General features: G+C 74.0%; 10 protein-coding genes and 1 pseudogene. 5 read left to right on the top strand and 6 right to left on the bottom strand.

Annotated elements, in window-relative coordinates:
- The first annotated feature begins 220 nt into the window (after positions 1–220).
- Positions 221–1,999 carry a CoA transferase gene (locus MMF93_RS28580; protein WP_242755974.1) on the top strand — a complete coding sequence of 593 codons (1,779 nt, stop codon included), beginning with the start codon at positions 221–223 and terminating at the stop codon, positions 1,997–1,999.
- Between the two features lie 43 nt (positions 2,000–2,042).
- Here the strand turns inward: MMF93_RS28580 and MMF93_RS28575 are convergent, their stop codons facing one another.
- Both MMF93_RS28575 and MMF93_RS28570 read right to left on the bottom strand, forming a co-directional pair.
- The gene (locus MMF93_RS28575) at positions 2,043–2,681 is read right to left on the bottom strand and encodes a hypothetical protein (protein WP_242755973.1); all 639 of its coding nucleotides are present in this window, start codon (positions 2,679–2,681) and stop codon (positions 2,043–2,045) included.
- Between the two features lie 120 nt (positions 2,682–2,801).
- Positions 2,802–3,353, bottom strand: coding sequence for a glycoside hydrolase family 25 protein (locus tag MMF93_RS28570; protein ID WP_242755972.1), 552 nt, complete (start codon positions 3,351–3,353; stop codon positions 2,802–2,804).
- A 268-nt stretch (positions 3,354–3,621) separates the two neighbouring features.
- Here MMF93_RS28570 and MMF93_RS28565 point away from each other — a divergent pair.
- The 4 genes and pseudogenes from MMF93_RS28565 (at position 3,622) to MMF93_RS28550 (ending at position 7,532) form a co-directional block, all read left to right on the top strand.
- A pseudogene (locus tag MMF93_RS28565) lies at positions 3,622–4,671 on the top strand (LLM class flavin-dependent oxidoreductase).
- 207 nt (positions 4,672–4,878) lie between these two features.
- Entirely contained in the window at positions 4,879–5,304 is a 426-nt protein-coding gene (locus MMF93_RS28560) for an OsmC family peroxiredoxin (protein WP_242755971.1), read from the top strand.
- Positions 5,305–5,381: 77 nt separating this feature from the next.
- Positions 5,382–6,278 carry an Fpg/Nei family DNA glycosylase gene (locus MMF93_RS28555; RefSeq protein WP_242755970.1) on the top strand — a complete coding sequence of 299 codons (897 nt, stop codon included), beginning with the start codon at positions 5,382–5,384 and terminating at the stop codon, positions 6,276–6,278.
- 51 nt (positions 6,279–6,329) lie between these two features.
- Entirely contained in the window at positions 6,330–7,532 is a 1,203-nt protein-coding gene (locus MMF93_RS28550) for a saccharopine dehydrogenase family protein (protein WP_242755969.1), read from the top strand.
- A 40-nt stretch (positions 7,533–7,572) separates the two neighbouring features.
- On the opposite strand, the gene fabF is transcribed toward MMF93_RS28550, so the two are convergent.
- From fabF to MMF93_RS28530, 4 genes are all read right to left on the bottom strand, one after another.
- Entirely contained in the window at positions 7,573–8,844 is a 1,272-nt protein-coding gene (gene fabF, locus MMF93_RS28545) for a beta-ketoacyl-ACP synthase II (protein ID WP_341483311.1), read from the bottom strand.
- Positions 8,845–8,930: 86 nt separating this feature from the next.
- A complete protein-coding gene (locus MMF93_RS28540; RefSeq protein ID WP_242755968.1) occupies positions 8,931–10,970 on the bottom strand; it encodes an oxidoreductase in 2,040 nt (679 codons plus the stop codon).
- A gap of 165 nt (positions 10,971–11,135) precedes the next feature.
- Positions 11,136–11,963 carry a 1-cyclohexenylcarbonyl-CoA reductase gene (gene chcA, locus MMF93_RS28535; RefSeq protein WP_242755967.1) on the bottom strand — a complete coding sequence of 276 codons (828 nt, stop codon included), beginning with the start codon at positions 11,961–11,963 and terminating at the stop codon, positions 11,136–11,138.
- Positions 11,960–13,114: an acyl-CoA dehydrogenase family protein gene (locus MMF93_RS28530; protein WP_341483333.1), complete on the bottom strand. Its 1,155-nt coding sequence runs from the start codon at positions 13,112–13,114 to the stop codon at positions 11,960–11,962. Before MMF93_RS28530 ends, chcA begins: the two co-directional genes overlap by 4 nt.
- Positions 13,115–13,137 lie beyond the last annotated feature (23 nt).

Raw genomic sequence — 13,137 nt, 5'->3', positions numbered from 1 at the left:
TCGCGCGCCGTCCCTCTCGGGCACCCGCCCGACAGAGCGGCCCCGAGCCGGCCGCCGTGTGCTGCGCCGCAGGCCTCGTTCCGGGCCCGGCACCCCGGCCGGGCGGCGGCATGCGGCCGCGGCCTGGTCCCCTCATCGCCCCGCCGTCCCGGCCTCACCGCCCCGCCGGCCCGGCCTCACCGCCCCGCCGTCCCGGCCTTCCGTGCCTTCGGGTGTGAAAATGCGTGCCATGGATCAGTTTTCTGCTGCGGCCGGGAAGCCCGCGTCGCCGGGGGACCTGTCCGCGCGCGGTTCCGCGGGCGCCGGACAGTTCGACACCGAGTTCGAACCGGGCGGACCGCCGTCCGCCGCGTTCGCCGCAGGCGCCTCCGGCAGGGCGTCCGGCGCGGCCTCCGGCGACTCGGACCCTGCGTCCGAGCAGGACGCCGTGGAGGGGCGGCGGGACGGCACCCCGTCCGGGGCGGCTCAGGCGTGGGCCGCGCTGGGCGGTGACCCCGCTCTTTTGGGGCGGGTCTCATACGAGCGCCGCCCCGGGGTGCTCCCGTCCGCGCTGCCCGTGCGGGAACTGGCCTCCGCGGCGGTCGCGGTCTGCTCGCTCGCCGCGGCCGAGTTCTCCTGCGTACGGGCGCGGAGCGCGCTTCTGCCGCCGGTACGGGTCGACGACGGCGCGGTGGCGACGGCCTTCCACAGCGACCGGCTGGTGCGTGTCGACGGGGACGGCCCGGCCGCCTTCGCCCCGCTGTCGCGCTTCTGGCGTACGGCTGACGGCTGGGTGCGCACCCACGCCAACTACCCGCACCACCGCGCCCGCCTGCTGTCCGCGCTGGGCATGGACGACCACGGCCCGGCCGAGGACGAGGCGGCAGCGGGCCGGGTGGCCACGGAGCTGGCGAGCCGCCGGGCGCGGGAGGTCGAGGAGGTGGTGTTCCGGGAGGGCGGTCTGGCGGTGGTCGTCCGCACGCCCGAGGAGTGGGTGGCGCATCCGCAGCGGCAGGCGGTCGCGGCCGCCCCGCTGGTGGCGGTGGGCGGTCTGGACGCGGCGCCGACGCCGGCCCTGGAGGGCCCGCCGGGCCCTGGCGGGCTGCGGGGGCTGCGCGTCCTGGACCTGACCCGGGTGCTCGCGGGCCCGGTCGCGACCCGCACGTTGGCGCTGCTGGGCGCCGACGTGCTGCGCGTCGACGCGCCGGAGCGGCCCGAGTTCCCCGGCACGCACGCGGACACGGGTCTGGGCAAGCGCTCGACGCTGCTGGATCTGTCCAGCCGCGCGGGGCAGGCGACGTTCGAGGAGCTGCTGGCGTCGGCGCACGTGGTGGTCACCGGCTACCGGCCCGGCGCGCTGGACCGGTTCGGGCTGGCGCCCGAGTCGCTGATGGACCGCCGCCCCGGCCTCGTGGTGGGCCAGCTCAGCGCCTGGGGCCCGGCGGGGCCCTGGCAGCGTCGGCGGGGCTTCGACAGCCTGGTGCAGGCGGCGACGGGCATCGCCGCTGTGGAGGCCGCGGAGGGCGCGGGCGGGAACACCTCTTCGCCTGATCTGGTCCCTGGGGCGCTGCCCGCGCAGGCGCTCGACCACGGCTCCGGCTATCTGCTGGCGGCGGGGCTGCTGAGGGCGCTCACCGAGCAGCGCACCGGGACGGCGGGGTCACGGCTGGTACGGCTCTCGCTGGCGCGTACCGCCCACTGGCTGCTGCACGACCTGCCCGGAGCCCCTCTCGCGAACGCCGCCCGCCAGAGCGTCGGCGGGGCCGCGCCCGGAGGGGTGCGGACGGCGCGTGGGGCTCAGGCGGCGGCCGAGCCGCCGCTCGACCACGCGCCGTGGCTGACGGAGGCCGACAGCCCGCTGGGCCGGCTGCGGTACGCGTTGCCGGCGGTCGGTTTCGGAACGCCGGCGCGCGCGGGCGGTCCCAGGGAGGCGGGCGGTACGCCGGACGCCGCGTGCAGCCCCCGCGACTGGGCGCGCGTGCCGGGTCTGGTGGGCGGCGACTCCACCGAGTGGATCTGAGCGCCGGGGTCGTGGCGCCGACGGCCGCGCCCGGCCGTGCGGGTCACACCAGCCATTCGCCGAACACCACGAGTACGAAGCCGACCGCCAGCACGGCGGTGGCCACCCGGGTGCGGCCCCTGCGGCTGAGGGCGATGGCGGTCCCGGAGAGGATCAGCGCCAGCCCGTAGAAGCCGACGGTCAGCACGGAGGGGGCGGCGCGCAGGCGGACGGCGAGGGCGACGGCGACCGCCAGCATGACGACGGTGGACAGAACGATGCGTATGCGCCGTGCCTGTCGCGGCGTCAGCGACGGGCGCTCCTCCGCTGCCGGGCCGTCGCCCTCCGCTGCCGGCCCCTGGTCCTCCTCGGCCGAGCAGTCCTCCGGCGCCGCACGCTCAGCGCTCGCCTCACGCCCCTGGCCGGCCGCACGCTCAGCGCTCGCCTCACGCCCCTGGCCGGCCGCACGCTCAACACCCGCCGCACGCCCGGAGCCGGTCTCCGGGGCGCCGCTCGCCTCGGCCCGGGTGCGCCCGTCCACGGAGGTGCTCCCTTCGGTGGGGGCGCCCTCCATGGAGGCGCGGCCCCGCGGGGGTGTGGGTTCCGCCGCGGGGGTCCGCTCGTTCGTGCGTATCCGTTCGTCGGCGGGGGCCTCCGTGCGGGCGTGGGGGGACGGGGACGAGGGCGAGTTGGCTTCCGGCATGAACGGGAGCGTATCGGCAGCCGGTGCCGGGTGGGACCCTCGGCCACCGTCGGCGACGCTCGCCGCGGCGGCGCGGGGTCGCTCGCGGGCCCTCGCGTGCGGTGCGGAGGCGCCGCGCGGCTACTTCTTGCCGCCCGCCCAACTGCGCAGCGCGTCCCGGCTGTCGAACTCGCCCAGGTTCGTGTCGATGGGGTCGCTGGTGTACTGGTGGAAGCGCCAGCGGTGTTTGACCCCCGGCTCGCCGGGCTTGCCGTTGTAGTGCGCGATCCACAGACCGTCCCCCGCGAACGAGGTCTTGTCGCGGTTCAGCCAGAAGTCCACGTTGCAGTAGAGCATGACCTTGTGCTTGGGGGCCTTGTCCTGGACGTACTTGATCCACTCGTCCTTCTCGTCGTTGCCGACCCCGGCGTCCTCCCAGTCGAGTGCCAGCATGTCGCCCGCGACGAGGTTGATCTTCGAGAGGAAGTAGTCGGCCTGTTCCTTCATGCTGCCCGGCCTGACGAAGTGGTAGAAGCCGGTCACCAGTCCCGCGTCGCGGCCCGTCTTGCGCTGCGCGACCCACTTGGGGTTGGTGTAGGACTTCCCCTCGGTGATCTTGATGAAGACGAACTCCATGCCCCTCGTGCTGTAGTCCTCCGGCTGGTAGGAGGAGACGTCGATTCCCTTGATCATGACTGTGGGCCACCCACTTCCTTCTCACTCTCCGAATGAGGCTGGTTACTCTTCGATACCCGCTGGGCGTCACACCGTACCGCCACGGAAGCCGCGGGACGTACGGAAGTTGTTGTACGGGGTGCCCAGTCGTCCGGCGCGTCGTCGCACACAACTCTCGCGGGGCGCGCGCCCCCTTGGCACAATCTGCCCGGTCCGCACACCACTCCTCGCGCCTTCCGGCCCGGGCTGAGGCCCCGCCCGGTGCCGGCGGCAGGAAAGGTGGCTCATGAAGTTCAGTTACGCGATGCTTCCCGACTACCCCCTCACCGAGTCGCTCGAGGCGATTCGCCTCGCCGACGAGCTGGGGTTCCACGCGTGTTACGCGGCCGACGAGACCTGGCACAAGGACATGTGGCTGCTGTTCGCCGCGGCGGCGGGATCGACCACGCGCATCCGTCTGTAGCCCAGCGTCTCCCCCGTGACGCTTCGGGAGCCCTCGTTGATCGCGCAGGCCGTCGCCACGCTGGACGAGCTGTCCGACGGGCGCGCCGAAGCGGTGCTCTCCAGTGGCAACTTCGGGCTCCTGGCCCAGTCCGGCATCGACTGGCAGCGCACCAGGCCGCTGTCCCGCACCAAGGAGGCGCTCGCCGTCGTGCGCACGCTGCTCGACGAGGGCGCGATCACCCGGCAGGGCGAGTTCTACTCCTACGAGGGGCTGTTCACCTTCGCCCGGCCTGTGCAGCAGCGGGTGCCGCTCAAGCTCGGTGCCATGCGCGGGCCCCGGTCCTTCGAGGCGGCCGGTGAGCTGTCGGACGGCTGCCACCACGCGCTCAGCTACACCCGTGACGCGTACGAGTACGCCGTCCGGCACATCAGGGCGGGGGCCGAGCGGGCGGGCAAGGACTGGCGTGCGCTGGACATCGGCGCGTGGGTGGTCTTCGCGACGGGTCCCGACTCGGCCGCGGCCAAGGACGCGGCCCGCAGCATGGTGGGCATCTACGCGTCCTCGATGCCCGACGAGCAACTGGTGCGCAACGGCGTCGACCCGGCCGAGCTGAAGCCGGTGATCGACGCCATCGGCGCGGGCGATCTGGCCCGCGGCATCGAGTTGACCACCGACTCGCTGACCGAGCGGCTCTCGGTGTCCGGTACGCCCCGGGAGTGCGCGGCCAGGATCCGGGAGGAGATCGCACCGGCCGGTGTCAACCACGTGATCTGCGCCGTCACCGACCGTGCCCTGGTGCGGGCCTTCACCGGGCGCGATCTGGCGGGGGTGGCGGACGCCGCGACCCAGCTGAGGGCGATCCACGACGAGATCATGCCCGCCTTCGCCTGAGTCCGGGGAGGCGGCCAGGGCCGCGGTGAAGCCGAGGGGGAGGGTGACCGCCCTCCCCCTCGGCGCGTCGGGAGCTGTCGCCGACGTGGTGAAGGCGCAGGATCGGGTACTGCGAGACTGGCACGGGGTGTCCCGCGCCGGGCGCGGAATCCGGCTCGGGCGCACCCCGTGCCTGTTGACACCGATGCGAGGGAAAGAGTGATCACCATGGCCACCACACGCACCGCCCACACCGTCTGGAACGGCACCCTGCAGGAGGGGGCGGGGGCCGTCACCTTCGACTCCTCGGGCATCGGCGAATACCCCGTCTCCTGGGCCGCGCGCGCCGAGGAGCCCGGTGGCAGGACCAGCCCCGAGGAGCTGATCGCGGCCGCGCACTCCAGCTGCTTCTCGATGGCGCTCTCCAACGGGCTGACCGGCGCGGGAACCCCGCCGTCCAGGCTGACCACCAAGGCCGCCGTGGACTTCCAGCCGGGTACCGGCATCACGGGCATCCATCTGACCGTCGAGGGCGAGGTTCCCGGCATCGACCAGGCCGCCTTCGACTCGGCCGCCGCGGACGCCGCGCAGAACTGCCCGGTCAGCCAGGCGCTCAAGGGCACCACGATCACGCATGAGGCCACCCTGGTCTGAGGGCGGGCCCACAGGGCCGGGGCGGCCTCGCGGCGAGGCCGCCCCGGCGTTCTTCGCTTCTCGCGGAAGGAGACACCGTGCCGGAGCTTCCCGAGGTCGAGGCGCTGTCCGGCTTCCTGGACGAGCGGCTGACCGGACGGTCCGTGTGGCGCGTGCTGCCGGTCGCCGTGAACGTGCTCAAGACGTACGACCCGCCCGTGCAGGCGCTCGAAGGGAGCACCTTCACGGGTGTGCGGCGTGCGGGGAAGTTTCTCGACATGGCGGCGGACGGCGGGTCAGCGGGCGCTGCGCACCTGGTCGTCCACCTGGCCAGGGCGGGGTGGCTGCGGTGGCAGGAGGCGCTGCCCGCCGCGCCGCCGCGCCCCGGCAAGGGTCCGCTCGCGCTGCGGCTCGAACTGGCCGACGCCTCAGGCGGCGCCGCCTCGGGTGAGGGCTTCGATCTGACCGAGGCGGGCACGCAGAAGCGGCTGGCCGTCCACGTGGTGCGCGATCCGCGGCAGGTGCCCGGCATCGCCGGGCTCGGGCCCGATCCCCTGGCACCGGAGTTCGACCGCGAGGCGCTGGCGGCGCTGCTCGGGGGCCGGCGCCAGCAGATCAAGGGTCTGCTGCGGGACCAGTCGGTCGTCTCCGGGATCGGCAACGCCTACTCGGACGAGATTCTGCACGCGGCGCGGATGTCGCCGTTCAAGCTGGCCGCCGACCTGTCCGAGGAGGAGGTCGACACGCTGTACGCGGCGCTGCGGGACACGCTCACCGATGCCGTCGAGCGGGCGCGCGGGGTGTCGGCCGCCGGGCTGAAGGCGGGCAAGCGGCTCGGGCTGCGGGTGCACGGCCGCGCGGGCGAGGCCTGTCCGGTGTGCGGGGACACCATCCGCTCGGTCTCCTTCCGGGATTCGGCGCTGGAGTACTGCCCCACTTGTCAGACCGGGGGCAGGCCCCTCGCCGACCGGCGGATGTCCCGTCTGCTGAAATGAGGGGCGACGCCCTACTGATCGGTAAGAGCCGCTCGTCCGGAGGAGATCGCCGTGGAGACTGGGACAGCTGAGCGCCGGGCACGGGAGTTCGACATCGTCCTGTTCGGGGCCACCGGGTTCGTGGGAGAGCTGACGGCACGCCACCTGGCCGCGCACGCGCCCGAGGGGTGCCGCTGGGCGCTGGCGGGACGCAGCCGCGACAAGCTCGCGGCCCTGCGCGCGCGGCTTGCCGTGGACCATCCCGCCGCGGCCGACGCCCCTCTGGTCACCGCCGACGCAGCCGACGCGGGTTCCATGGCGGACCTCGCCGCCCGCGCCCGCGTGGTCGCCAGCACCGTGGGCCCCTACATCCGCTACGGCACCCGGCTGGTCGCCGCCTGCGCCGAGGCCGGCACCCACTACCTGGACCTGTCGGGCGAGCCGGAGTTCGTGGACCTGATGTACCTGCGGCACCACTCCCGCGCCGAGGAGACCGGGGCGCGGCTCGTGCACGCCTGCGGCTTCGACTCCGTCCCCCACGACCTGGGAGTGCGCTTCACGGTCGAACAACTGCCCGAGAACGTACCGCTCAGTGTGGACGGGTTCGTACGCTCCAACGCCATGTTCTCCGGCGGCACGTTGGCGAGCACCCTGCTCGCCTTCGCGCGCGTCGACCGGATGGCCCGCGCCGCCAAGGCCCGCCGCGCCGCCGACCCGCGCCCGGCGCACCGCGTCATCCGCACGCCGACGGGCACCGTGCGGCACGACGAGGAGCTGGGCGTGTGGGCGGTGCCGCTGCCCACTCTCGACCCGCAGATCGTCGGCCGTTCGGCCGCCGCGCTGGAGAGGTACGGGCCCGTCTTCACCTACCGCCACCACGCCGCCGTCAAGCGGCTGCCAGTGGTCGCGGGCGGCCTCGCGGGCGCGGGCGGGCTCTTCGCCGCCGCCCAGCTGCCCGCGCTGCGGCGCTTTTTGTCCGCACGGCTGGCTCCGGGACAGGGCCCCGACGAGGCGCGCAGGGCCCGCAGCTGGTTCTCGGCGCGGTTCGTGGGGCGGGGCGGCGGCCGCCGCGTCGTCACCGAGGTCGCGGGCGGCGATCCCGGCTACGACGAGACGGCCACGATGCTCGCCGAGGCGGCCCTGTGCCTGGCCCACGACGAGCTGCCGCCCACGGCGGGCCAGGTGACGACGTCGGTCGCCATGGGCGAGGCGCTCACCGCCCGGCTGGTCCGCGCGGGCCTCGAATTCAGGGTGCTGGAGGACTCGCCGGAGTGAGGCGCCGGGCGGCCCGCCCCGGAGGGGCGCGCGTCTTCCTCTAGGGATGCCGCGCGCCCCGCGGCGCCCGGAGCACGGCCACGACGTTCTGGCCGCCGAACCCGAAGGCGTTGACCACGGCGGTGCGCACGTCGGTCTTGCGCGCGGTGTGCGGGACGTGGTCGAGGTCGCACTCGGGGTCGGGGGTGTCCAGATTGATGGTCGGCGGCACCGCACCGTCCCGCATGGCCAGCGCCGCGACCATCGCGGAGAGCGCTCCGGCGGCCCCGATCATGTGTCCGACCATGGACTTGGGCGAGCTGATCAGCAGCCCGTCCGCCGCCTCGCCGAAGACGGACCGCACGGCTCGGGTCTCCAGCCGGTCGTTGATCCGCGTCGCGGTGCCGTGCGCGCAGATGTAGTCCACCTCGCCGGGGGCGGTGTGCGCCGTGGCCAGCGCCCGCCGCATCGCGGTGGCCGCGTGCTCGCCCGAGGGGTGCGGTGCGCTGACGTGGAAGGCGTCCGAGGTGAGGGCGCCACCGCTGATCTCCATGTAGGGCCGCGCGCCCCGGGCCGCCGCGTGCGCGGCGGACTCGACGACGAAGACGACGGCGCCCTCGCCGAAGACGAACCCGTCGCGCTCCGCGTCGAACGGCCGGCTCGCCCGCTCGGGCGCGTCGTTGCGGGTCGAGAGCGCGCCCATGGTGCTCAGCCCGGTGAACATGACGGGGGTGAGGGCCGAGTCGGTGCCGCCGGCCACCACGACGTCGGCCTCACCCGCCAGGATGGTGCGGCGCGCCTCCAGCAGCGCGTGGACGCCGCTGGCGCACGCGAGGGCCGAGGCGTTGACGGGGCCGTGGGCGCCCAGGTCGATGGCGACCTCGCAGGCCGGCATGTTCGGGATCACGGAGGAGACGAAGTACGGGCTGACCTTGCGCGGGTCCTCGTGCCGCTGGTCGGTCGCCGCCTCGATACCGGGGAAGCCGGCCACCGCGTTGTTGATCTGGACGCCGACGCGGGCGTCCGGATCGCCGTCCACGGCCAGTGAGGCGTCCCGCGCGGCTTCCCGCGCCGCGACGACGGCGTACTGCGAGAAGCGCTCGGAGCGGCGGAGGCGCTTGCGGTCGAAGTGCTCTTCGGGGCGGAAGTTCTTGACCTCGGCGGCGATGCGGGTGGGGAGGTCACGCGCGTCGAAGCGGGAGATCTCGGCCACGCCGGATCGTCCGGCCAGCAGCGCCTCCCAGCTGGTCTCCCTGTCGTTGCCGACGGGGGTGAGGGCGCCGATGCCGGTGACGACCACGGCGGGTTCTGTGGGGTGGTGGGACACGGTCACGCTGCTGCTTTCGTTGCGGTTGCGGGTCAGGACGGGGTACGGGGGCGAAGCCCCCGGGGACGGGAGGGAGGGGACGGGCGGGGCTCTCACACGATTGCGGTACCCAGCCGGTGGGCGGCTGCCAAGCCTTCGGCGGTGGCGCGCACCGCGTTGACCCGGGCCGCGTCGCGTGCGCCGCCGACGGCCTCGAAGGGGACGCCGGCGGCCCGCAGCGCGGGCACGGTCGCGCGCTCGGGCTCCTGCCCGGTGGCGAACACCACCGAGTCGGCGGGGAGCAGCCGCTCGGCTCCGTCGGCGCCCTGGACCACCACGCCTTCCCTGGTGATCTCGCGGTATCCGACGCCGGTCACCATCTCGACGCCGTGGGCCCGCAGCGCGGACAGGACGACCCAGCGGGTGCTGGGCCCGGTCCCCGCGCCGATCCGGGGGCCGCGCCTGACCAGCGTCAGCCGGTGCCGCGCCGTCGGGGTCTGGGTGGCGGGGCCCTCACCGAGGCCGTACGCGGCGAGGAACGCCTGCGGGGTCGCGGGCGTCCGCTCTCCGGTGAGCAGGTGCGCGAGGTCCATCGCGATACCGCCGCCGCCCAGGAGGACGACGCGTTCACCCAGGGATTCGGGGCGGGCGAAGGCCTCGGGGTAGGTGACGGTGTGCAGGAGGGGCCAGCCGGGGATGTCGGGGAGCCTGGGCTGGACGCCGGTGGCCAGGACGGCCCCGGCGAAGCGGCTCAGGAGTCCGGCATCGCCCAAACCGAGGCGCCGTCCGAGGTGTACGCGCACGCCCAGCCGGGCGAGTTCGGCCGTGAAGTAGCGGACGGTGGCGGCGAAGTCCTCCTTGCCGGGGACCTGCCGGGCGAGGCGGAACTGCCCGCCGAGCTCCTCGTCCTCCTCGAAGAGGTCGACGCGGTGGCCGAGCGCGGCGAGCGCGCGTGCGGCCTCCAGCCCCGCGGGGCCACCGCCGATGACGGCGAAGGAGCGGGGCGGGTGGGCCCCGGGCTGCTCGGGGAATTCCCGTTCGTGTCCGGCGCGCGGATTGACCAGGCAGGAGACGCGTTCGGTGCCGAACGAGCGGTCGATGCAGGCTTCGTTGCAGGCGAGGCAGACGTTGACGAGCGCGCTGCGTCCTGCGGTCCACTTGGCCGGCAGGTCGGGGTCGGCCAGGAGGGGTCTGGCCATGGAGACGTGGTCGATGCCGCCGCCGCGCAGCAGGCTCTCGGCCTGGTCGAGCCCGGCCACCCGGTTGGAGGCGATGACGGGCACGTCCGCGTACCCGGCCGCGCACAGCGCCTTCTTCACGGCCTCGGCGTAGGGGGCCCAGGTGCCGGGCGGCACGGCGGACTGCACGGTGGGGACGCGCGACTCGTGCCAGCCGACGCCGATGTCGAGCGCTGCGGCGCCGCCTTGGGCCAGGGCGACGGCGAGCGCTTCGGTCTCCTCCTGGGTGCTGCTGCCGGGGACCAGGTCGGCCCCGGAGATGCGGAAGAGCACGGGGAAGCCGTCTCCGGCCGCCTCGCGTACGGCGCGCAGCACCTCGAGCGGGAAGCGGCGGCGGCGTGCGGCGTCGCCGCCCCATCCGTCGTCGCGCAGGTTGGTGACGGGCGAGAGGAACTGGTTGATCAGATAGCCCTCGGAGGCCATCACCTCGACGGCGTCGTAGCCGAGATCGCGCGCGGTGGCCGCCCCACGGGCGAAGTCGCGAACCGTTTCGCCGATTTCGGCCTCGGTCAGCGCGCGGGGCGTGGTCCGTGAGAAGCGGCTGTACACGGCGGACGGCGCGACGGGTGCCGGGCCGCTCGCGCCTGTGAGGGCGTAGCGTCCCGCGTGGAAGAGCTGGAGGGCGATCTTTCCGCCCTCCTCGTGCACGGCGTCGGCGGTGCGGCGCAGCGCGGGATGGTGCGCGGGGTCGTTGACGTGGCTGTAGCCGGGGCCGCCGGCGGCGACGGTGCTGACGGCCGAGCCGCCGGTGATGATGAGTCCGGCTCCGCCGCGGGCCCGTGCCGCGTAGAAGGCGGCCAGTGCGGCGCCCCCGTCGTCCAGGTTCTCCATGTTGAGGTGCATCGCCCCCATGACCAGGCGGTTCGCGACCCGGAGCGAGCCGATGGCGCCGGGCCGAGTGACGTGGGTGAACACGCGGGACTCCTCGGTGTGGTGCGTGCTGGGCCGCGCCGGGCGCCCGCCGGAGGGGGTGGGCGGGCGCCCGGCGGGCCGTCATACGGGCCGCCGCAGGGCGCGGTCGGTCATGCGGGCCGCCGCAGGGCGCGGTCGGTCATGCGGGCCGTCGCGGCGCGCGGTCGGTCATGCGGGGCGCTGGGGGCGGGGCGGGAGGCGCAGTTCGCCTCCCGCGTCGGCGAAGAACGGCGGCGCGACGGCGCTGAGTCCGCCGTCGACGACGAGCGTCTGCCCCGTGATGTACTCCGACTCGGGCGCCAGCAGGAAGGCCAGCACGTCGGCCACCTCACCCGCGGTGCCGGGGCGGCCCTTGGGGATGCGGTCGAGGACGGTGCTCATCTCGGGCATGCCGGGGACGTCGTAGAAGAACTCCAGCGAGTCGGAGTCGATCAGCCCGCCGTTGACCGCGTTGACGTTGATGCCGTAGGGCGCGAACTCCAGCGCCATGTAGCGCACCCACGCCTCGAGGGCGGCCTTCATCCCGCCGAGGGCCGCGTAGGTGGGGTAGGCGCGGCTCGAACCGTAGGAGGACAGCGTCACGATGCGGCCGCCGTCGTCCATCAGCTTGACGGCCTCCTGCGCGCCGAGCACGAAGGGCCGCAGGTTCATGGCGTAGGAGCGGTCGAGGTGGTGGGGCTTGAGGTCGACGATGTTCTTGAACACGCTGGCCGCCGCGTTGGAGACGAACCAGTCGAGCCGCCCGCAGCGCCTGGCGACCTCGTCGAAGAGCGCGGTGACGCCCTCGGGGGTCTCCACGTCGGCCTGGACGGCGAAGCCGCTGCCGCCGAGGGAGGCGATGTCGGCGACGGTCTTCTCGGCGAGGTCGGCGTTCTTCTTGTAGTTGACGGCGATGGTGGCGCCCTCGCGCCGGGCCAGCGTCAGCGCCAGCTCGCGGCCGATGCCTCGCGAGGCTCCGGTGATGAGTGCGACCTTCGGGGTCTCGGTGTCGGTCACAGGTTCCCTCCCTGGGTGTGTGCGCGCAGCAGTTCGCGGAAGACGACGGTCTTCTGGATCTCGTTGGTGCCCTCTTCGAAGCGCTGGGCGCGCGCGTCGCGGTAGACGCGTTCGATGGGGCTGGTCTTCCAGTAGCCGAGGCCGCCGTGCACCTGGAGCGCGTTGTCGGTGACGCGGGTCAGCATGGAGACGGCGGTCATCTTGGCCATGGAGGAGAGCATGGAGGCGTCCTCGCCGCCCTCCTCGAAGGTGCGCGCGGCGTGCATCACCAGCTGCTTGGCGGCCTCGATGTCGGCGGCGTTCTCGGCGAGCATGAACTGGACGGCCTGCCGCCTGCTGAGCTTCTTGCCGAAGGTGTGGCGGGCCTCGGCGTAGTCGAGCGCGAGTTCCTGGGCGCGCTGTGCCAGGCCGACACAGCTCATGCCGACGGAGATCCGCGAGGGCGTCAGGAAGCCGCCGAGTGCGACGTCCAGCCCCTCGCCCTCCTTGCCGAGCCGGTTGGCGACCGGCACGGGGGTGCGCTCGAAGCGGAGGGTGGCGTGGTCGGTGCCGGTCACGCCCATGGTCTGGGAGGTGTCCTCGACGTGGACGCCCTCGGCGTCGCGGGGCACCAGCAGCGAGACGGTGCCCTCGTGTCCCGTGGAGCCCTCCACGCGCGCGGCGAGGAGGTAGTAGTCGCAGCGCACTCCGAAGGTGATCAGGTGCTTGTCGCCGGTGAGGCGGTAGGTCTCGCCGTCGCGGACGACGGAGGTGGTGATGTCGGCTCCGGTGCCGTTGCCCGGCTCGGTGAGGGTGAACGCGATCTTGATGTCGCCCTCGATGGCGGGCAGGACGAACTTCTTGCGCTGCTCGTCGGTGGCGAAGGGGTCCATGGCGCGCCAGATGCCGTTGACGACGTGGACGATCATCCGGATGGAGCCGTGCGAGCGGGAGAAGATCTCCATCAGGCCCATCCACTGGGTGAAGGAGAGCCCGTGGCCGCCGTAGGAGCGGGGCGCGGCCATGCGCAGGAAGCCCTCCTCGCGCAGTTCGGCCCAGAGCTGTTCGGGCACCTGGCCTGTGGCCTCGATGCGCCCGGCCCACTCCTCGCCGGGCCCCGTCACCCACGCGGTGACCTTCTGGCGCAGCCGCTCGTACTGCGCGGGCCCCACGCCCTGCTGTGCCGGCTGTGTGC

The organism is Streptomyces tubbatahanensis, assembly GCF_022699385.1.
GTDB classification, from domain to species: domain Bacteria; phylum Actinomycetota; class Actinomycetes; order Streptomycetales; family Streptomycetaceae; genus Streptomyces; species Streptomyces diacarni.
Note: the sequence above shows the minus strand (reverse complement) of the source record. Positions and strands in the feature narration are given on the sequence as shown.